The sequence below is a fragment of the Anaerosacchariphilus hominis genome, from assembly GCF_014290175.1.
Lineage (GTDB): Bacteria > Bacillota > Clostridia > Lachnospirales > Lachnospiraceae > Laedolimicola > Laedolimicola hominis.
The window spans coordinates 91,594-115,084 of record NZ_JACOOR010000003.1 but is presented as its reverse complement, the minus strand read 5'-3'; the positions used below and the strand labels follow the sequence as shown (position 1 = coordinate 115,084).

Here is a 23,491-nt window from a genome sequence, read left to right as displayed (position 1 = left end):
GGTATGGGATGGTTTGAGGAACGGAAGGCGAAAAAGGCGGCGGCCAAACAGGCGGCGGCTCAGGCGGCCCAGGCTGCAAAGGACGAAAAGCGCAGACAGGAGGAACTGCAGGAGCAGCAGACTGTCAGTTACGTGATAGGCTGTATCACCGAGCTGGAGAATATGAAGGGAGCCGGAGACCGGAAGGCATACGAAAATATCGCAAGGCGGAAGGAGGAGCTCATAAAAGGCATGGGAACCAGCCCCCGGGTACAGGCTATGGCCGGGGCCCTGGAGAAGTCTTTAAGTGCCGCAGAACAGCGGATTGGGAAAGCGGAAAAGCAGGAATCCAGCAAAGAGACCATCCGGAAGGAGCGTGGCACGCCTCTGGAAACTCTGATCCGAAAGGAACAGGACATGGAGGACGGAGGTGAGTTCAAGCCCCAGGGCGAGGCCATTGACAGCACAACAGATCTGGAAAAGGAAGAGAAGGTCAAGCTGTCCCGGAAAACCATTGCCAAGGAAAAGATCAAGTCTATCCCCAGTTCCGCAAAGGATGCGATTAAGGAGTCCTTTTCCGGTTGGTCCAATGCTCTGAATACCATCTATGATAAGCTGACGGGCACCATGGACACGGGAGCCGGGGCCAGTGGAATCGGCGGAGACTCCAGCGATATCCAGGATATGGAAGACGTGATGAGCGGCATGACGGATATGGATAAGAGCGGGGCCGGAATCACGGGAGCTGTTTTTTCCGGTATCTCTTCCATCCTGAAGTGTGTCAAGGTGGGTATCACCATCGGACAGGCCATTTACAAGTCCGAGGAAAGCCGGAAGGGCGAGACCACCATGGACAATCAGGAGCGCTTTCAGATTATCCGTGGCCTGCTCCACGACGCAGTGGATCTGATCAACGGCTTTGCGGGAGCTCTGGGCCCCCTGACCAAGGCCATTCCCTTTTATAATTCCATTCTGGGTATCGTGGGTAACGGAGCCGGGGTGCTGGCGGACATGACCGAGGTGGTGGCGAACTCCATCTTCTGCAACAACATGCGCAAGCGCTGCAAGATGCTCTACGATACCATGATGGAGAAAAAGGCCAAGTACACGGATTCCGGTGATACGGACGCAGCCTCCGCCTACACGGTGAAGAAAAAGTCCAAGGCCATTGACACCCACAGACGTCAGCTGCTGGGCAAGATCGTAAAGGAAAATCAGGACGACGACAGTGTGGGAGGCAAGATCCAGATCGTGAAGAGCTCTTCCCTCCGATCCCGAAACGACAGCATTTACCGGGAGGGACAGTACGGACTGGGAGCCAGAATCCAGGCCTTGGACGAGAAGCTTCGGGGCGGCGAGCAGCTGACCCAGGAGGAGCGCACCCGGTTAAAGAGTCAGAAGCGCCAGCTGGAGGCCATGGAGATCATGGAGGAATACCGGGAGGCGGACAAGGCCCATAAGAAGATGAGCAAGGCCCTGGCACACAATGTGGAGGACATCATCAAGGGCGGCACCAATGTGGTGGCCAGCGGTCTGAAGCTGGCCGGAGAGGCGGCAGCAGCCACAGGAGTCGGCGCGGCAGCCGGAGCGGGACTTTACGCGGCCGGTATGGCCACGGGAATCGCCGAATCCAGCTATGAGATAGCCAGAGGTGGCGGCTCCTATGTATACAAGAGCATCCGTACCCTCATCGGAACGGAGGACAATAAAGCCACCACTCGGGAGGATATGGCCATTTCCCTGATTGAGCGCATGCACGAGGTAGGCTCCTCGGAGGTCTGGGATAACAGAGCCAAGGGCTTTAAGAAGGATCCGGATCTGGAACAGGTGGATTCCCATCAGCTGGTACGACAGGGACGGAACGTGGATCATCTCCACGGAATTCTCCGAAGCGGACTGGATTCCACCATGAGCGATCTCATCGGGAGCGAGAACCGTTCCGAACTGAAAAAGAACATTGCGGCAGCCTTTGGACAGGGAGACTAGAAGGGAGAGGACAAGCATGGGAAATACAGAGCTTACACAGGAAAAAAAGCGGGAGGAATTCCAGAAACTGAAGGATTTCCTGGACGAGGTGGAAATCGTGGCGGAGATCGCGGAGAAAGGGAAGCTTTTTGAGGATACAGTGCTGCTGGTTTCCCTTCCCACTGCTGAGGAGCTGCCCGAGGATCGGGAACTGACGGAGGAGGAGCTTCACCTGGCGGCCGGATATCTGCTGGAGCCGGAGGAGAAAGAACGGCGGTTGACCCGGTATCTCATGTTCTACACCCGAATCTATGCAGATCTCTCGGAACTGACCCGGGCAGAGGTCCTGAGCATGGTCAACGAGCTGAACAGGAAGGTGCGGATCGGAAACTATTTCCTTGGCCCCATGGACGGAGGAGAAGAGGCCGTGCAGTACCGGATCATGATGGCCGGGATTCCCGGGGAGCCCTTTGACGAGGGACTGGTGGCAGACGCCCTGCTGGAGATGGGGAACGCTTACGACGTGGCTGCGGGAGCCCTGAAAAAAGCAAACGATGAGATGAGACGAAGACGGGAGAACGGATGAATTATACAAGGATACTGAACCAGCGCCTGAAAAAAGCAGGCCGGGATTACCGAAAGGGACAGGAAACAGAAAAAAGAGAGCTTCTGTTCCGGGAGATCCGGGAAGTCCAGGAAGAAGCCGAAGAGACCGGCAGCTTTCTGCCCTGGAGCGAGGCGGCAGAGCGCCTGGGCTGGAGCCGGGAGGAGGAAGGACTGATCTGCGTCCTCTGGAGCGTCCGGGGAGAAGAGCTGACCCGGCAGGAGTTTGAACGGCTGTACCGGGAACTCTGGGAGGAAGAACTTCTGACAGAGGAGCTTCCGGCCTGGTATCTTCCGCTGCCGGATGGAATCGGTCTCTCTCCGGTGGTGACCGGCTGGCTGGAGGAACGGCTGCCGGAGCTTCCGGAAGGGGTGGAGCTTCGACTTCCGGAGGAGAAAAGGGCTTACGGTCTGGAAACGCTGCTGAAGGAGGGAGAAGGACTCTTTACGCTGGCCGGACAGCAACGGGAGTCTGGCCCGGAAAGACTGTGCCTTTGTATCGCCGGGGAACCGGGAAGCGGAAGAACCTTTGCCATGGAAGAGATGGCCCGCCGTCAGGGCATGAGCCTCCTTCTGGCGGACGGAGATACATTCCGGGGTACGGCCCGGGAGCTGAATACCTGTGTTCTCTGCGCCCGGCTTTACGACGCCTTTTTCTGTATCACCCTGGGAGAAGAGCAGCGGAAGGGGCTGCTGCGGCGGACGGAAGCCTGCTTTTCTTTTTACGGTATCATCCGGGACAGGAAACGGAGCCTGACAGAGGATCAGGAAGCCGCGGTGGTGACCCGGATCCTGGAACGGCCGGGCCGGAGCCTGAAGCTTCGGATGGCAGAGGAGGTACTGGGGGAGCTGACGGAGCGGCTTCCGGAAGGTCTGTCACGGGAACTCCTCACGGGAAGACAGCTTCCCACAGGCGCCTTTCTTCAGTATCTGAAAACCCTGCGGGCAGAACTCCTGCTTGGAACAGGGGAGGAAAAAAGCCGGAAGCTTCCCGAAGAAAGCGGACAGCTGCAGCTTTTGAAGGGCAGGAGAACTTTTGAGGAGCTGAAGCTTCCAAAGGCTCAGCATGAAAAGCTTCAGGAGATTTGTCGGATGACGGCAGCCCGGGGACAGGTGCTGGAGCAGTGGGGCTTTGATCGGAAGTTTTCCTATGGAAACGGGATCTCCGTGCTGTTCTACGGAGCGCCGGGAACCGGAAAGACCATGGCGGCCCAGGTGATGGCTGCCAGTCTGGGACTGCCCCTTTACCGGGTGGATTTGTCCCAGCTGATCAGTAAGTATATCGGGGAGACCCAGAAAAATATCGGCCGGATTTTTGAAGAAGCGGACAGGCAGGACTGCATCCTGCTTTTTGATGAGGCGGACGCAGTGTTCACCAAACGAAGCGATGTGTCGGACGCCCAGGATCGCTATTCCAATGCGGAGACGGCCTACCTTTTGCAGCGGATCGAGCAGTACGGAGGCATCTGCATCCTGGCTACGAACCTCCTGCAGAATTTCGACGACGCGTTCCGGCGCAGGATCTCCTATATGGTGCATTTTCCGCTACCGGACGCGGGACTGAGAAAGGAACTCTGGGAAAGCATCTTCCCGGAGGAGACGCCCCTGGGAGGCGATCTGGATCCGGGCCTTCTGGCCGGAGCCTTTGAGCTGTCCGGCGCGTCCATCAAGAACGCGGCCCTTCATGGGGCGCTTCTGGCAGCTTCCCGGGGGGAAGCAGTGCAGATGTGCCATGTGATGAGCGGGATCCGCAATGAATACGGAAAACAGGGCAAAAATTTCAGCACAGCCCAGCAGGAGCTGCTGGATGCCTTTTTATATAATTAGAAAGTTTCGATGAAATTTCCTAATTATATAAAAGCCCTCCGGGCAGGAGCGCACTGCGGCGGAGCGGAATGATGTCGCTAATGCGACCCGCCGCAGGCGGAGAATCCTGCAAGCAGGATTCTATTTTAAACAGAGAAGCAAAGAAAGAACAGAATTTTCGGAGGCGGCTGCAGATGAAAATGAAAGAATGGATCAAAACACAGACAGAAACGAAGGGAAAGCGGCTCAGGCTGGCCGGGGGCGCGGCTCTGACGGGTACGGCCCTGATACTGGCGCTGACCCTCGGAACCGGCGTCCGGGCGGAAGAAGTAAATCTGGGAGAGGGCGTGGGCAGAATGTCTTTCCAGACGGAGACCGTGGATGGGACCACCATTTACAAGGTCACAAGCGCGGAGCAGATGAGCGCGCTGGGAAAGGCCACCATGGGAACGGAGGGGAAGACCTTCCGGCTGGAGACAGATCTGAACCTGGATATCCGGAGCGCCGCGAACGGCACATTCCAGGGAGTCTTTGACGGAAACGGCCATGTGATCGAGATCAGTAATCTGCAGATCAGCGACAGCACCGGCTATACCGAGGGAGACAACAGCGGCGCGTTCTCAGCTGCGGCGTCCCAGGGAGCATTGTTTGGCACGGTGTCCGGCACAGTGAAAAATGTGATCGTGGATGTGACGGCCCAGGATGCCTCCTATACCAGAACCTCCGACGCGGGAGTGAAAAGGGATACAGGGAAAGACAGTCTGAACCAGAAAATCGAAACAGCTTCTTCCGGCCTGAACCTGAACATAGAGGATACCGTGGATGAACTGAGTGAGGGAGACGCGAAGACGGCCTATGAGACCATTCGTGACTCCGCCAGCTATCAGACCGTCTGGCTGAATGAGAATTGGGAGGAGGCCGAGCCGGGGCAGACAACGGGGAAGCTGACAGAGTATCGGCGCTATGAAAGTGATGATGTGGTCAGCAATCTGTTGGGCTACAGCGCAAAGGACGCCGGACAGACGGACAGCTTTGGCATCGTCTGCGGAAGCCTGGCGAAGAACGGAGTTTTAAGTCAGATCCGGCTGGACGGGGAAGAAGTGACTGTGCGCCAGGCTGGAGCGGAGCATGCGGAATATGATTCGGAAGACCGAAGAATCCCCCACTATTATTACTATAAGGTAGGAAAGAAGGAGAAGATCGAAGCCCGGGCTCTGTCTGACGAAACGCTGTCACTGGCTCTGGAGAAGCAGAGCACCCAGGAGAAGAGCGGCGCCAGCGCTGCTCTGGGAGATATCCTTTCCCTGATTGTGACAGCGCCGGATCGGGTGGTGCGGACCACGAGTGCCGGTTATACCATTTCTTATACCCTGAAGATAGCTTACGGGGATGAAAAAGCCCATGATGTGGTATTGCAGGCGGGAGAGAAGGGAACCTGGAAGGATGAGAACGGAACAGTCCTGGATGACGGAACAGATACCTATACCGTGACAGACGTAAAAAGAGCGGGAAGGACAATCTCCTTTACCTACAAGGGAACCGGAACAAAAACAAATCAGGCCATGGCCTTCACTGCGTCCGCCACGGCGGGTACGCCGGAGCAGAGGGTCATCGTCTCCGACAGCGCGGAAACGATATTGGAAGATGGAGATTCTGCGATAGTGGCTTCCAGTGGGAATCCCGGGGTAGCGGCAGAGGTACTGACCGTGAATGTGAAGGCTTCCGTGGCAGCAGGCGCTACGGACGAGGCTACCTTTACCGTTACGCTGAAGAATACATCGAATGTGGACATGTCTTCTGTGGTTTTAAAGAACAGTTCTTCCGCCACGCTGACTACCACAGCGGGAGTGACCCAGAAAAATGGGGAGATTACCATTGAAAGCCTGGAAAAAGGGAACCAGAAAGAACTGATCTTTACCAAAAAGAAATCAAGCGGTTTGCTTGCAGGCGATACTGTTTCGGCTGCTTTTAGCGCGTCGGCAATTCTGGATGACAGTGGACAGAAAGTGACTACGGGAAAAGCAGCTGTTCAAATTGACGTGAAAGATACTGCAAAAGATCAGGAGAAGCAGGAGGCGGATACAGCCTCTGCGGAAATTGAAAATAATAAACTTACCATGTCTGCCAAAGCTCCCCAAAACGTGGATACCAGTGGAAAAGGCGCAGCAGTAGAATATGAAATAACGCTCAAGTTTCCCCCAGGAGAAACCGTATATCTGGACGCCCCCACAGGGGGAACCTGGGGAGGAAATGTATATGATGCCCCTATCTCCGGAGCGTCAGCCGGTATGGAGCGGCATCAGGTAAAGGTAGGCAGGAGAGCGACATCAGCCACCGTGACTATCAGTTATCCGGTGGAAGGAAAGAAGACCCAGGGATTTATCAAAAGCTTTCAGGCGCTGCTTTCGGATAAGAGCTATGTGACAAAAATATCAGAATTCGATGAGACGGTAAAGGCGGTAACCTTATTTTACGGAAAATCGGTGGACAGAACGCAGGTAAAGAGTACGGCTTTGAAAGAAGGGGACCTGCAAATCACCGTGTCCGCAGATCAGAAAGCCAGCAAAAAGGATGCCACGGTTGGTTTTCAGCTGACTCTTTCAGGGACGGAGGGCTTCAAACAGAACGATGAGATTACCGTGACGGCTGCAAAGGCCGGAGGCTGGGGAACCCGCCTGGAGGAAGCCCGGAACGCAGATAAGAATGCTTCTTATACCATGACTGTACCGACAGATTCAGACAGTCTGAATCTGTGGTTCGTGTGCAGTCAGGACGGAACCCAGGGAGGCGTGGAGACCGACTTTCTGGTGTCCCGGAAATGGGAGAAGGGAACGCTGGCGGCGAAAACAGAGAAACTTTCTGTGGAAACTTATGGAGACACAGCTTCGGAGACCAGAACCTTCGGAGCAGTGACGACCAAATTGACAGCAGATCAGGATCACATGCCGATGAACGGTTCCGTCACCCTGACGCTGACGCTGGAGAATCCAAAGTCAACGGGCAGCAGCTCCGGTGACGCAGTGTATGTGACCACGGACTTTGCCACGCTGGGCTGGGCCGTGACGAAGGGCGCCTGGTCCACGGAAAGTATCACTACCAACGCAGGAGAAAAGGAAACCTATCAGGGCCAGATTCTGAAGCAGGGGGATTCAGTGACGCTGCAAAAGACCGTGCAGGAAAGCGCGGTAACCGGAACCGGCTATCAGGAAAGCGTCACACTGACCGGAATCCGGCTGGTCACTACAGATATTACGACTTATACCTATGAAAAAGAAGTGACCCAGAACAGCACAGTGGAGGGAACTTCCAAAAGAAATTCCATGTATACGGCCCAGAATCTCAGTGCGGGAGCACTGGTGGGCGTGAGCAGCGGAACCATTCAGGAATGTCAGCAGTCCGTGGATGTGACCGGAAGAACGGCGGTACTTCAGAACCAGGCGGAACTGTCTTTGGGAGGCGTGGCAGGAAAGGCGTCGGGAACGCTTGAGAATCTGTATCAGACCGGAAGCCTGAACATACCTTCCGTGAGCGGATCCCAGAGGGTACAGGCAGGACTGGTGGCCGGAGGCGCGGCTGGAAGTGAGAAAGCCGGATTACGGTATGCTATTGTGACGGAAGCGGCGCAGGGGACGGATCTGGGCGTGGAGACGGACGATACCGTAAAGACAGGCAGCCAGGCGATTCCGGAAGAGAGCTGGGGGGATAAATGGAAGAGCGGCACCTATTATACGGACACCGCTTCAAAGGAGTCTTATTTTGACCTGAGCTGGCTGGTGGTGGATACAGACACCTTCGCCTACACAGAACCGAAGAATGAAACCCAGAGCGGAAATGTGACGGTGGCAGTGAAGAATCCGAAAACCGGACGGCCTCTGCAGTGGGAGATGCTCTACCGGGCACGGAAGACCCTGGAGGATGAAGAGCTTCAGGTTTACCATACGGATGCGGACGGAGTGATGGAGCTGGAGGACAGCGGTTATTACCAGCCGCTCTCGGTCTACGCCACGGACGGATACTACCACTATACGGAAAAGACGGAAGGAGAACCGGAGATCCGTTATCCTTATACAGGGGCGGAGCCGCAGTTTGCGGATTTTGCTCAGAATCCCTGGAGTGTACAGAGACAGGCAGGTTCCCTGAAGGATCAGATTATCCTGACCCTGGTGGAAGAGACCGGCTGGAGCGTGAATGAGGATCTGCGGATTACCTATGATATCGAAAAAAATACAGATCCGGAGGACTGGAAGGACGCCCTGATTTCAGAGGGAAAGGCAGCCTTTGACTTTGAGGAGGAGGAGGTGACCATCTATGCGGTTCCGCTTATCCGGGATAAGATCTACAGGAAGCTTCCGAAAGCGACTTTCACGGCGGAGCAAAGGGAGCGTCTGCCGGGGCCCACAGTGAAGAGCAGCGGATATTTTGACGGGGATGGTAAGAGCCTGACCGAGGACTTCCGCTCCGGAGACTCCTATCTGAAGGGCGGCAGTCTCCTTCTGGAGGACACCTTGGCGGACTGCAGCTACAGCTATGTGCTTTCGCCTCAGGAACTGGGCAGCGGTTGGACGGACACGGGAGAAAACGGAATCCGTTATCTGACCGGAGCGCTGGATGGAGCGAACTGGAATAACGCGTATGGCGGGAAGGTTTCTCTGGAAAATACAGGAACATGGTATCTGTACGTGAAGGTGCAGAGAACCAATTATCAGGATACCGTCTATGCATATGGAAGCTTCAACGTGACAGAACAGGTTCGGGTGACGCCGAAGATTTATTATGACTATAACAATGGAACAGGGCAGGAAAATACCTCAGGGATCATTCTGAAGGATGACCGTCTGCTTTTTGAGATCAGCGGAAATGGCGTTCTGACTAAGCTGCAGTATCAGCTTTCCGACAGGGAGCTGGTCGCGGAAGAGGTGGAAAAGGATGCGTGGCTGGATTATGACGGCACGCCCATCACCATCACCGATGCGAACCGGGCGTCAGCCCTCTATGTCTACATGCGGCTGAAAAGCGCGGACGAAAGCCGGTATGGAACAGTATCGGTGAAGATCTACGACTTCGGGGGAACCCAGCAGGAGCCTGCGGTATCGCCCCGGACCGGTGTGATCCAGACAGCGGCGGAAGCCAAGGCAGCCACCGAGATCGAGTCGGGCACGGATATCACCATCCACACCTCAGACGGCGCGAAGATTCTGTATCTGGACAGCCTGGAATTTGGAAAGACGGGCTTTTCGGCGACCCGGTATACGGGCAGCACCGAAGGACTTACAGACGGACAGGAGGGGGAGGGCTTTGTCTGGTATCAGGCCGGAAACCGCTGGTATCAGGTCAGCACGGAAAATGGAGTTCCGACCCTCTATGGGAACGACGCGAAGCCACAGTTCCATAACCAGAGCAGCGGAATCCAGACCCGGTACTTAAGTGTGCTGGTACTCCAGGAGGATACGGAGCCTGTCAAAGCTACGGTATTCGCGTACAAGGTCCGGGAAGCTCGGACGGTGGCGACTCCGGAGGCAGCACTGGTGACCACCTGTTCCCCGTCGGAACAGAATATTCCCATGGCGGTGGTGGAGAAGGACAGCTATATCTCCTTCCGGACCCAGACCCCCAAGGCGACCCTACTGTATGTGCTGGGAACCGGTCCTGTGGCGGAGACCCCGGGCGGTGACACGAAGGTTTATGACAGCACCACCGGAATTCAGGTGGAGGGCGAGTATGGAGGCACCTTCTATGTGGGTGTCCGCGCCGTGAAGGAAGGTATGAAGAGCAGCGAGGTCATCCGCTTTGTCTACACCATTGCGGAGCAGAAGCAGGCCCTGGAGCCTACGGCGACCCCGTCCACCACGGAGACCAGCCCCACGGTGGTGACTCCGGGGGACAAGATTCTGCTGTCTTCGGCCACCAGAGGAGCCGAAATCTACTATACCACAGACGGTTCTTCTCCATCCGTGTCCTGGAAGGAGGATGGCACCCTACAGGTGGGAACTGGCACCAGCCGTTATAACGCGTCCCAGGGTATCACCATGCCTCTGGACGGAGAGGGCTACTATACCATCCGGGCCGTATCGGTGGCAGTGGATTATAAGAACAGTAAAGAGACGGTCTTTGTCTACGCGTATCCGGAGACGGTGGAGAGCCCCTATGGAAATATTCCTTCCGGAAATGTGGAGATCGGAACGAAGCTTCTTCTGAAAAACCGGACCGAGGGAGCGGCCATCTACTACACCATCAGCACCGATGGAAGCGAACCGGCGGAACCCACCGTATCCAGCTCGGTCTTTGACCAGGAGCAGCCCATTATCATCAAAGGGGAGACCCGGATCAAGGCCATTGCTGTGAAGAACGGCGTCAAGAGTGATGTGGTGACCCTGACCTACAGCGCGAAGCCCCAGCTGGGGGCGCCCACCGCGTCCATTGACAGCGGAGCCATGGTATCCAGAGGCACGAAGCTGAAGCTGTCCGCGGAGACAGGAGCAGTCATCTACTTTACCACCGACGGCAGCGATCCCACCGACAGCAGTAATTCGGCGGTGGCCAGCGGCGCGGAAGTGATCCTGGACGGAGAGCCGGGCGCGCAGATTACAGTCCGGGCTTATGCGAGAAAAGCGGATCGTTCCGCCAGTGAGACGGTGACCTTCACTTATCAAATCAGCAAAAACGCGGCGGGCGTCACAGCGGATGTGGCCAGCGGCACGGAAGTGTCCTCCGGTTCCCGGGTGAACCTGATGACGGATGTGACCGGAGCGGAGATCTATTATACCACAGACGGTTCTTCACCCTCTGCCGGCCACGGAACCAAAGGAACGGTGGTAACCATCCAGGGAGATTCCGGCAGCACTGTGACGGTGAAGGCGGTGGCAGTCCTGAATGGAGACGCCGGAACCGTATGCACCTTTATTTACCGGATCAAAGAAAAGCCGGCGGCCCCCACAGCTTCCCCCTCCGGCGGTCATCTGACCACGGCGGTACGGGTAGAGCTTCGGGCTTCGGCGGAGAAGATTTACTATACCACAGACGGAAGCACCCCCACCAAGAGCTCGTCCCTTTATAAGGAACCGATTCTGGTGAACCGGACCATGACCCTGAAGGCCATCGCGGTATCTGCGGACGGCGAGGTCAGCGATACGGCTGTATTCACCTATCAGGCGGCGGGAAGAGCCCAGACCCCGGAGCCTTCCCTGGAGCCGGGCAGCACTCTGGAGCCGGGAACGGTACTGGAGCTTACCAGCAGCACGGCGGACGCTTTTATCTACTATTCCACCGACGGAACGGACCCGACCCTGGATAACCTGGACAGCATGCTCATCTACACCGGGGAGGGCATCCCCATCCGGCGTACCGTGACCATCAAGGCCGTGGCATATCAGGAAAATATGCAGCTGTCCCAAGTGGGAACCTATAGCTATGTGGTAGACACGGTTCCGGCGGCGGAGGCTAAAAAGGCAGAGGAAGAGCGGCTGGCAGAGGAGTCCCTGCATGATACGGACGCTTCGGCCCTGCAGCGGGAGGAAGCACTGGCTGGAGCCACCTACAGCGACGTGGTGCTCCGGGAACAGGATTATCGGACGGTGGTGTCCGCGTCGGAGCAGGCCCTTTCGGGGGATACGGTTCTGGTGACAGAGGCCGCGGACTATACGCCCGCCTCCCTGAAGAATGTGAAGCAGGTATTCGGCGAGGATTACGTGATACTTTCTTCCTATGATATGAAGCTTCTGCAAAACGGACGGCAGGTGCAGCCCACGGAGGAAGTGGAGATCGGCATCCCCATTCCCGAGCGTTACAGAAACGCGGCCGTGACCATTGTATACATTAATGAGGAGAATCAGATCACGAAGCTTCCCACCCGGAGACAGGATGGCATGGCTTATGCGTCCGTGACCCATTTCAGCCATTACGCGCTGGTGGGCACAGAGCTTGTGGGACAGGAGAGCCGGGAGATTCCCTGGCTGTGGATTCTCATGGGAGTGGCAGGCCTTACTGCTATAAGCGGACTGATTTATTTTCTGAAAAACAGACGAAAAGACTACCCGAACGAGTAATAGGTTTTGGGAAGGATTGTGATACCATAGAGACAAGTGATAGAAGGAGTGTGCCTGATGAAGAAAAGATTCCATTTTCCGAATAAATTTCAGAACCTGAAGAAATACCGACACATCGCGGCGGGCACACTCTGTCTGGTTCTGGCTGCAGTGCTTCTGTGGAGCCAGCTGGGAGGTATCTTACAGGCGGAGGCTTCCGAAAAAATCTATTATGACGGAACAGATGCCATCTGGAAAGCAGGGTCTGCAAAGGTAACATCCATGAATGGAGAGCTGACGGAGAGTGTAAAGGTCAGCGATTACACCCTGTATACTAATGGAACCAGCAAAAAGCCCACGGTAGATACCGCAGGCGGGGCGAATCCGAGGATCAGCGACGCCTATGTGGAGGACGCGGAGCTGTCCCTGGAGCTGCAGGCAGGGGCGCAGAATCAGGTTACCAGCTATGCGCTGAGCTTGAATAACAGGCGGCTTACCACGGCGGGCATGGTGTGTACGGAAGCGGAGAATGGAACCTATTATGTACTGGTGACAGACAGCAGCGCCCCCGACAGCTTCAAAGATTTTAAAAAAGAGGTAAAAGATATTTATCAGGCCGGATTGGCTGCGGACAGTACCGTTACCGTATCCACGCAGATGCTGATGACCACGGAAAACCAGGGCGGTCTGGCTTTTAACAGGGCGATTCAGTCCTATATGCAGACAAAGGGAGCCCAGTTGTACAAAAGCGGAGACAGGATTCCCCTTTATACTGCGGAAGGACGTCCGGTGGTACGGATTGACATGCTTTCGGTATCTCAGCTTGATTTTGCGTTGAAAGGGAAATATGTGGGATTTTTTACATTCCGCGCGGATTACGACGCCGTAGTCAGCGCCTCCCATAGCTATGCTCTTCGGAATACCGCCCCGACGGCGGAGTCTCCCACGGCTGTACTGGAGAGCGGCACTGCGCTGAACGGAAGCGGGACGGTTACCATTTCCCCTGATGACCGGGTGAAAACCATAAGTTCCCGTTCGGTGGATTCCATGACGGCGGGCACCTGGCAGTATGTTTTGAGCGATGAGCAGATTACGGACTTTTCCACCATTACCTGGAAGGTCTGGGATAAGAAGACGCCCGTGGACCTGGAGAAAAAGAAGTATCTGTATCTGCGGGTGATTCCCCGCAATGACAGCGGTACGCTGCTTTATCTGACCAGCGATCCGGCGGAATATGTGCTTTCTTATCTGACAGAGGAACCCCAGGCGGCCACAGCATCGGCCAGCGGGGATCAGGTAACTCTGACCACAGCCCAGAAGGACGGACGGATCTTCTATACCACAGACAAGACAGACATCATCTTTACAAAGGTGACCGGAACGACCCTGTCGGATAACTTGAACAGTCAGGCGGCTTCCTACGACGGCGGACTTCTGACCTATTCCGAAAAGAAATATCTGCGGGTCAACGGGCTGTGGTATCAGTGCAGCGCGTCCACCGAATATTATCGGGCGGGAACTGCCCTGGATCTTCCCTATAACAATAAGCTCTGTGCGGAGCTTCGCACCAAAGTGGTGGCCGAGGGATACCTTCCCCAGCAGGAGAGCACCGTACACCGGTATCAGAAGCTGAATACCCCTTCTGCGGTTCTGGAAAGCGGGGGAAGCCCGGGCAGCAATACCGATCCGGCGGATCGGATCGTCCGGGTGCGGGTGACGAACCCCTACGCATCCTCCAATGCCTACCATGAGCCCTACGGAAAGGCCGTGGCAAAGGCAGCGGTACAGACTTACTTTTCCGAGACCAGGATAGAGAATCCCGACAGCATCACGGGCTGGGAGAACCTGTCAAAGCTTCCGGCGGATTTGCCGGAAAAGGACGGCTATTATTACCTGCGGCTGAAGGCTTCCGACGAGGCTGTGGGTGGCTTCACAGGAACCTATCTGGACAGCGCGGTTCAGGAATATCGGATTTCGTATCTGACAGAGACATGGCCGGAGGACGCGTTGACTATCACCGTGATTCCCGGAACGGCAGTGACGGAAGAGGGCAAGAATGGAACTGGAACCTTTGAGCTTAAGGTGCCGGAGGATATAAGGAATACCGTGCTTCTCTACAGCCTGACGGAGGATATTACCCCGGAGCGTGTGGATGACGGAGATATCCGGACGGCCCTGAACGGGGCGGTGTCCGGCAGGACGGCAGTACAGACAGAATATCAGAACCGCCGTTACGCCCGGGCCAACGGAATCTGGTACGACTGCGGCCCGGCATCGGCGGTGCTGGCCTATACCGGGGAAGTACAGCTGGACGACAGCAAGGCTCTGGCGGCGGGCATGACCATCCGCGTCATGATGATGGCGGATAACTATACGGGAAGTGTAAAAAAAGAGAAAACCGTACAGAGTCTGGACGCGCCGGAGATCACACTGGAGAGCGGAAAGGCGGCGGAAACCGATAAAATATCCCAGGACGATCGGATCTTAAGTCTGGATACGCCTTATGGCAGCGGAACGGATTTGTACAAGTCCTGCCAGGGTCTGGAGCTGCAGTATTATCTGACTGACCGGAATACCTCCGCGGTGTCCGAGGGCCTGTGGAAAACCTGGGATGGAAAGATGGTGGGCGTGAACCGGAACGCGTACCTGTATGTGCGGGCCATGGCTCCACAGGACAGCGGATATCTGAGCAGCGCACCCCGGAAAGTAAAGCTTTCCTATCTGACGGAAGAGCCCGGGGGCATTGAGGCAAAGGCCTATGTGGACGGCAAAGAAGTGGAAGGCGGCGTGGACTTCGGCGATCAGATCGAGCTCATTGAGCTGAAAGCCGTCGAGGGAAATCAGGCGCTGATCTTCTACACCACAGACGGAAGCCAGCCCACCTTTACCAGACCGGAACTGACGACGAGCCAGAAGGACGAGCTGGAGAGTCGTTTAAGCGGCGTCATGGGAAGCGTATCCTGGGACGGAAAGGTCTATGTGAAGGTCAATGGCCTCTGGTATGAATGCGGAGCCCAGACCATTCTTTATAACAGCACCACTCGGATCCAGGTGGACGAAAGTATTTATGCGGAAAACTATCTGGTCATCAACGCCCTGGGTATCGTGGAAGGAAAGACCATCGGTACGGCGGACCGTTTCAGCTACGCCTTTTATCTGCGGGAACAGGTAAAAACGCCTACGGCTTCGGTGGCCGACGGGGAGACCGTCCAGATCGGGGATCTGGTGAACCTTCTGGGAGACGGAGAAAACATCCGGATCTATTACACCACCAATGGCAGCGCGCCGGTGGTAGAGCTGGTAGACGGCAAGATTACACTGGGAGAAGGCACGAAGGAATTCAGCGGAACGCCCATTCAGATTTCCACAGACTTCGCGGAGTACGGCAGCACCGTCACGATTACGGCAGTGGCCTGCAAGTTCCGCCTGTATGGAGAAGATTACGCCCGGGTGATGCGGGACAGCGAGCTGGCGCGGTTCACCTACAAGGTGGGCGCCCAGGCGGCAGTGGAGCCGGTGACCTCGGTTCCCGCCACCGACGCGGATAACAGGACCGTGGTAAAGCCAGGTTCCAAGATCCGGCTTTACTCGGGAACTGAGAAAGCGGTGATCTTCTACACCCTGGACGGAAGCGAGCCGGCATTTAACGAGACCACCCTGGAGCCTTCCTCCGGTACCCTGAAGTACAACAGCTCCGAGGCCATTACGGTTCCGCCTATTACCGACAGCTCTGTCATCACCATTACGGCGGTAGCCTGGTGCGAGGGACTGGCAAGCAGTAATATTTCCCGGCTGATTTTCCAGTATCCGGGCGCGGTATCGGCTCCCTACGCCACACCGGCGGCCGGAGCGGTGACGGAGAATACCCAGGTGACCTTAAAGACAGCCACCGAGGGAGCAGTGATTTACTATACCACCGACGGGACAGATCCCACGGAAAAGAGCAATGTCTACGACAGCTCAAATCCCTTTGTGATTACGAAGGATACCACCATCAAAGCCCTGGCCATTAAAGATAAGATGGAAAGCGAGATTATGACCTTTACCTACCGGGTATCCACCAAGCTGTCCGTACCAACGGCCTCCATTGACAGCGGTTCCGTGGTAGCTTCGGGCACGGTGGTGGGCCTGACGGCCGACAGCGGAGCCACCATCCGATACACGGTGGACGGCAGCGACCCGAAGAAGAGCGGCAACCAGAAGGTGCTGATAGGAAGCAGCGTCATTATCAGCGGCAGTCCGGGCGACGTGATTACCGTAAGGACTTATGCGTCCAAGAGCGGCTTCAGCGACAGCGAGGTGGGTTACTACAGCTACAGCATCAGCGGCTATGAGGGCGGTATCTTTGCGGACCGGGAGACCGGAAGCACTGTGAAGAACGGTGACGTGATCCGGCTGAATACGGACGTATCCAACGCGAAGATTTACTATACCACAGACGGCTCCACTCCCACGGAGAGCAGCCACGCGGGAAGCTCTGTAACTATCCAGGGCAATCCGGGTGAGAAGATCACCGTGAAGGCCATCGCGGTGGCCTCCGGCACAAACAAGGCCGTTTCAGCAGCCACCTTTGTCTACACGATTTTGGACAAGCTGGCCGCGCCCACGGCGTCAGTGCCCACAGGAGCGGTCTTTACCAAGAAGAGCGCCGTGGAGCTGACAGCCGAGACGGGCAGCATTTACTATACCACAGACGGCTCTGTTCCGACCACGGCAAGCAGCCTCTATAAGGATGGAATCGTCATCAGCAGCGCGGTGACCGTGAAAGCCATCGCAGTGGCCGACAAGTACGAGCAGTCGGATGTGAGCACCTTTACCTATGATTTTGCCAACCAGGTGGAAGCGCCCCAGACCAGCTACGCCAGCGGCGAGCTGGATATGGGAACGGTGGTGGAATTCACCTGCGGAACGGAAGGAGCCAGCATCTACTACCGGACAGACGGAGCGGATCCGGATCTGAAGGATACCTCGGGACTGGAGCTCTATACAGGACCCATTACCATCAATAAGGCGGTGACCTTCAAGATTCTGGCTGTGAAGAACGAGATGCAGGACAGCAAGGTGGTGACCGTGGGTTACACAGTACGGGAACCGGTGCTGAACGAGAACCAGGAGGAAGAGACCGGGCTCATCCAGGAGGACGGAAGCGGCAGACTGAAGAGCCGCAGAAGCTTCTCCGATACCCAGTCGGGTCCCAGCTATACGGGAACCGTGCTCCGGAACGCCGTATACGGCATCGTGGTGGCGGCGGAAGAAAATGTGCTTCCGGAAAATGTGCAGTTGGATGTGAAGCAGGTACAGACCTCCGACGCGGCGGAACGCATGGTGAAGCAGCTGGTGAGCGAAAGCTACGGCATCGTGGAAAGCTATGACGTGACCCTGCTGGTAAACGGCGAAGCCGTACAGCCGGAAGGAACCATCGAGATCGGACTTCCCATACCGGCTTCCTGTGAGAATTCCCTGATACAGGTGGCCTACGTGACCGAGGACGGCTCGGTGGAGCTTTATGATACCAGACGATCCGGCGGAACCGCGTACATCAAGACCAGTCACTTAAGCGTGTACGCCATCACGGCGCCCACGGAGTTCCCGGAAGAGACGGCAGACTTCCCCTGGATGCTGGTCGGATACGGCGGAGCCGTAGCTTTGACGGCACTGGGAATCTGGCTTCTGTACAGAGCAGGAAAAAAGAAGAGAGAGGGCGGAAAGACAGATGAATAATCGAAAATATTATTCCTATGAGCGGAACAATTATTATTACGGAAAGATGCTCACATCCAGAGACTTTCAGAACGAGCAGTCCTATATGAACGATAAGCGGCGTCTGACCAACCGCCTGCTCCACGGAACCGGCATCGTGTACGGTATGGATGTGGTGGCAGCGGACGACTCCTCCATCATTCTCCAGTCAGGACTGGCGCTGGACGCTTCGGGCCGTGAGATTACCGTACCCAGGACAGAGGTGCTGAAGCTCTCCACCATCGAGGGCTACGAGGAACTGAAAACCGACCGGGCGGTCCTGGGGATCGCCTACGCGGAGGAGGATACGGATCCGGTCTACGCGGTGATGGAAGCGGCGGAGAACGGCGAAGGAAAGCGCTACAACCGGAAAAAGGAAGGGTATCGTCTCTTTCTCAGCGACCTGAAGGACTGCGTGCGGGATGAGAAAAAAGAGGATCAGTATGTGAAAACAGCCCTGCTTTATGAGGATGAGGATGTGACTATCCTTCAGGAGCTGCCCGCTTTTGTGTCGGCGGGAATGACCGTAAAGGGAAAAACCCGGATCCGGAAAACCAGCCATGGCCCGGGCGTTATCTCCTTTTCCTGCAGGGTGGAGGCGGAAGGTATGCTTCCGGCGTCCCAGGAGGTTCACGGAGAAAATATCAGCCTGGACTACGGCGAGGAGATGGTTCTGGAGCAGAGTTTCCGGCCGGAGCCTTATATCTTTGGAAAAGAAGCAGTTCGGGTAAGCTTCTTAAAGCCCACCTTGCAGAAGGCGGGAGCGGAGGAAGCAGGAACGGAAGCCCGGCTTGAGATCCTTCCGGTGCAGGTCTCTCCCCTGGAATATGTGCGGCAGACCGGACACAGGGGCACTCTGGATATCGACCTGGACAGAACCTATGACGAGAAGCTGTGGATCGCGGGGATCCGGCTTATCCGTTCCCGGAATCATTCCATGATTGAGCAGGTGGAGCGGCCGCCCTTTGACCAGTATGTATGTACGGCGGAGCAGCTCTATATTCTGGAAAAGCTTCATGGCTATCTGGCTTCCGAACAGGAAGGCCGGGAAGAGATCCGGGTACAGAAGAGTTCGGAGAGCCCGGCGGAGACGGAAGGAACCGCCCGGGAGAAGCGGGTGAATTCCAGCGGCGTCTTTGAGTTGTCCCTGGGAAATGGCGGGGAAGCGGGAAAGGTATATTTTTCCGACGAGATCATGCATGGACTGGGAACCGGTCCTGTGTGTGTGGAGCTTGGTATCGAATATATCAGCCGGGACGCAGGAACCGGCGGAGACCGGGAGGCCATCATTCTGGGAGACGGCAGTATCTTCGCGGAGGATACGGACAGTACCGAGGAGCGGGTCTACGAGGTGGACCAGGCCATCAAGATTCTTCCGGAGCGGGGTACCTTTATCGTAGGCGTCCGGCCGAAGTCGAAGCTTGGCAAGATCGGTATCCGTATCCGCTGGTACGCTTTCAAGCCGGAGGATCTGGAGCAGCGGGTATACAGACGCAGGGAGCAGAAGGGCTGTATTATGGTACAGCCGGACACCATCGTTTTGGCGCCCAAGGGCAGCGCCCATATTCAGCCCGTATTCATTAATATGCCCGAAGAGGCCTTGAGCTACACTCTTCTGGATCCGGAGGGCGGCAAGGTGGACAACAACGGCGTATACACGGCTCCCGCCCAGGAAGGCGTGTACGAGATCCGCATCGAAGCGGTCAGCAGCCCGGAGATCTTTACCCACGCATTTGTGATCGTATCCCAGAAGAACGGAGAAAAATAAATCCGAAAGCAGGTGAGAAGAAATGTTTCCAGCACTGAACATGGAGCTTGAAATCGTCCGGACGGTACTGAAAAATCAGGTGAACGACATCTATGTATGTACCGATACCCGGAAGGATACGGGCGTGTTCTACACCATGGTATCCATCCACGATAAAAGCTGCCGGAAACTGGTCACGGAAAAACTGAATACCGAGAGACTTTTCTTCTCAAACCGGGATTTTATCGGTTCCTTCATCTACGAGAACCGATTGAACCTGGTATTCCGGTACTACCATGAGAACCTGCTTTCCCTGCTGGGAAGCGTGTATCTGGCGGAGTTTACCGACTGCAAGCGGGCAGCCCTGGGGCTCATCGCAGCCTGCGCCGAGTGCGGGGCGGGACCGGAGCTGGGAGCCCTGCTTCTGAACGATCGGAATATCAATGTGACCCGGGAGGGCGAGGTACAGTTTAACTACTTTCTGGATTTCGCGGAGCTTGAAGAGGGGCTTGAGGAACCGGCCTACCTGCAGCTGGTGGCGGAAAAGGTATTTGGGATCCTGGAACTGAACTATAAAGGACGCTATGAGACGCCTGACAGCTATCCGGGAGACCTGCGGCTCTTTTATATGAAGCTGAACACCACAGGCTTTTCCTCCCTGGGACACATGATCGCGGCGGTGCGGAGTATGCCGGACAAGCCGGTGGAGATGCGGGGACTACTTTGGTGGATCCGCAGTCGGTTCCGGAGGATCCGGGGATTCCTGTTCCGGAATTCCATGAGCGCCTTCCTTACCATCCTGGTGGTGGTGACACTGATTTATGGCTCCGTACAGGTCTGGCGGCGCTGGACGGTAAAAAAAGCCTATGAAAGTAATGTGAGCTATAACGGCATCGAATATATCGGAAACGTATATCTGGGCGAAGAAGAGTAGAGGAGCGGGACTATGGGCAAAGGATTGAGAAGAGTATTGCTGACTGTCTGGATTCTGGCAGGAATTCTGGCAGGCTGGCAGAGCATTCAGAAAAGCAGAGTTCCGCTGGACTCTTTGCTGGGCTTCTGTATGGACCGGGATGGAAAGACCATCGCCGGATGGTACGATGGAAATGACACCATCATCGCCCGGACAGACAAAAGCGGCGTGGCGGAGGGAACCTACCGTTATCGGACCGTGAAGGGCTCCCGGATGTATACCGTGAGGGGCATGGCCTCGGGAGAGAACTATACTTACGTTCTGCGGGACCGGAAAAATGCCTATACCGGGGAGCTGCTGGCCCAGGAGCTGGTGGTTCTGGACTTTAACAGTCATTTCCGGAAGGAAAAGAAGGTCTTTGAACTGACGCCGGAAGAAAATATGACCTATGGCTGGCTGAATGCTACGGGAGACACCATTACCCTGATCTCCACGGACAAAAACCAGACGAAGGCCGTCCGCAGCAGCTATGAATTCGGTGCGGTCCTGGACGACACGCTTTCCCTGAAAAATACCAGGACGTACCCCCTGAAAACCGGGGAGGGCGTATATAAAGCCATGGGAAACAGCACGAATCTGGTGTATATCTCCGATTCGGGCAAGGTCTATTTTGCGGATGAGGAGCAGGTATACGAGGTCTTTCCGGCCAGAACTCTGGAGACCCTTATGTATCCCAACTTTATCGCCTACGCGGAAAGCGGCTATGTTTACCTGGGCGAGCACGAGAGCGGGGATATCAGCCGCCTGAACCTGTCGGACGGCACCCAGGAGACGCTGCTGAACGGCAGCAGCCCCTTTGGAGGCTCCAGCGTCTATACGCCCCGGGATATCGTCTCCATCTCCATGTCGGGCCTGAATAATTTCACAGCCCTGGTGAAAAACGGACAGGACAGCAGCTTCCATTTTCTGGTATGCCAGGACGGCAGCGGAACGGTGCTGAACAGCTTCCGTTACGGCGTGGCGGCCTTCCTCTGGTCGGTTCTCCGGCAGTGGCTGGTGTACGCGGGAATTTCATTGCTGGCAGTGCTGGCGCTGGGAGTCCTCATCAGCGGTATCCGTGGAGGCCACACCATCATGGAGCGGCTTTTAAGCGCGACCATTCCTCTGCTGGCGGTGACCATGGTACTGTTCGGTTATATCTCATTCCGGTATTACGGAACGGCCATTGACGAGAATTACAGCAAACAGGTCATGGACGAGGGCAATATGCTGGCGGCCCTCTTCGGACAGGAATCCTTACAGGAGATAGAGTATCCTTATGATTATGCCTCGGAAGCCTATCAGTATCTGAGCCAGCAGCTGGCCACCCGGGAGCTGTACACGCGGGTGCTCTACTATGAGAGCGGAGCCATCTACGTGGGCGTAGATCGGAACAGCCCCTGCTTCTATCCCGGCGAGATTCTCATGAATCTTCCGGCGGAGGAGCTGTACCGGAAGGCGGCCCTGACCGGAGAATCGGTAATGGGAACCATCGAGGATCAGAACGGAAAGCGGATGGTGTGCATCACTCCGGTGGGCGGACTTTCCGGCGAGACGGTCTATCTTCTGGAGACCGGCCTTTACACCGCTAATATCGCAGCCTATACCGCCACCTATATCAAGGACTTTGTGATGGTCAGCGTGGCTTTCCTGCTGATCGTACTGGTGATGTTGATGGTGCTGTTCTACCGGATTCTGGCCCCCATCGGCGAGATCAAGCGGGAGATGCAGCTCTTCGCGGACGGCGACCGGAGTATTCGGATCCGCAGTACCTCCGAGGATGAGCTTACGGGCATCACCCAGGTGTTCAATAAAATGGCCGACGACATCAATGTACAGATCGTCAACCTGGAGCGGATGAGCGAGATCTATTACCACTTTGTTCCGCCCAGCATGATCGGCCTGCTGGGACAGGACAATCTGGCGTCCATGACCCTGGGAAGCAGCGTAAAGGGCAGCTTCGCCATCATGAACGTGAGAATGTACCCGGAGGAAAGTCTTCCCATAGACAAGAAAGAGGCGCTGATGAACCGGTTTTTCAATACGGTGAACCGTTTCGCCAAGCAGAGTGATATCATTACCATCGTGGATGACGCGAATCTGCAGAGCATGCTTCTGATCTGCAGGGAGGGAGCGGATGCGGCGGCAGCGGCTGCCCTGACCATTCTGGCCCGGATCGACGCGGACAACCAGCTTTATGACCGGGATGGCCAGATGAACGTCATGTTCGTGGCGGATCAGACGGAGGTTTACTTCGGTATCTGCGGCGATGAAGAGCGCTATATTCCCGTGGTACTGGCTCCCGAGTTTGAGAAGCTTCTGGAGCATGGAGAGTTCCTGCGGGGTATGGGAAGCCGTTTCCTGATGACGGAATCTGTCAGTGAAAAGCTGCAAAGCCGGGATCAGTACGCGAAACGGTATATTGGACGGCTCCGGGCCGAAGAACTGGATCTGGGACTTTACGATATGTATGACGAAAAAGGAGCGGAAGAGGTCCGCGTCATGAAACAAAGCCAGCATGCTTTTGACAAGGCCATGGAGCTCTACGAAAAAGGATTTTATTACGAAGCAAAGAACCTGTACGCAAGGGTACTCCGGGAGAATCCGGGAGATATGGCGGCGAAGTACTACATCTTCCGCTGCGAGGCCCTGCAGGACAGAGAACAGTAACTGCCGGAG

The 23,491-nt window shown here is 56.0% G+C and carries 8 protein-coding genes; all 8 read left to right on the top strand.

Features of this window, described 5'->3' with window-relative positions; genetic code table 11:
• The first annotated feature begins 3 nt into the window (after positions 1–3).
• Positions 4–1,965: a hypothetical protein gene (locus H8S44_RS05385; RefSeq protein ID WP_186871613.1), complete on the top strand. Its 1,962-nt coding sequence runs from the start codon at positions 4–6 to the stop codon at positions 1,963–1,965.
• Between the two features lie 16 nt (positions 1,966–1,981).
• A complete protein-coding gene (locus tag H8S44_RS05380) occupies positions 1,982–2,530 on the top strand; it encodes a hypothetical protein (protein WP_186871612.1) in 549 nt (182 codons plus the stop codon).
• Positions 2,527–4,374 carry an ATP-binding protein gene (locus H8S44_RS16345; RefSeq protein ID WP_186871611.1) on the top strand — a complete coding sequence of 616 codons (1,848 nt, stop codon included), beginning with the start codon at positions 2,527–2,529 and terminating at the stop codon, positions 4,372–4,374. Before H8S44_RS05380 ends, H8S44_RS16345 begins: the two co-directional genes overlap by 4 nt.
• Before the next feature lie 173 nt (positions 4,375–4,547).
• A complete protein-coding gene (locus H8S44_RS05370) occupies positions 4,548–12,395 on the top strand; it encodes a chitobiase/beta-hexosaminidase C-terminal domain-containing protein (RefSeq protein WP_186871610.1) in 7,848 nt (2,615 codons plus the stop codon).
• Positions 12,396–12,452: 57 nt separating this feature from the next.
• On the top strand, positions 12,453–18,095 hold the full coding sequence (locus H8S44_RS05365; protein ID WP_186871609.1) for a chitobiase/beta-hexosaminidase C-terminal domain-containing protein: 5,643 nt from the start codon (positions 12,453–12,455) through the stop codon (positions 18,093–18,095).
• Positions 18,088–19,881, top strand: coding sequence for a hypothetical protein (locus H8S44_RS05360; protein ID WP_186871608.1), 1,794 nt, complete (start codon positions 18,088–18,090; stop codon positions 19,879–19,881). Before H8S44_RS05365 ends, H8S44_RS05360 begins: the two co-directional genes overlap by 8 nt.
• Before the next feature lie 22 nt (positions 19,882–19,903).
• On the top strand, positions 19,904–20,794 hold the full coding sequence (locus tag H8S44_RS05355; RefSeq protein ID WP_186871607.1) for a hypothetical protein: 891 nt from the start codon (positions 19,904–19,906) through the stop codon (positions 20,792–20,794).
• Positions 20,795–20,806: 12 nt separating this feature from the next.
• Entirely contained in the window at positions 20,807–23,482 is a 2,676-nt protein-coding gene (locus tag H8S44_RS05350; protein ID WP_186871606.1) for a HAMP domain-containing protein, read from the top strand.
• The last annotated feature ends 9 nt before the right edge of the window (positions 23,483–23,491 follow it).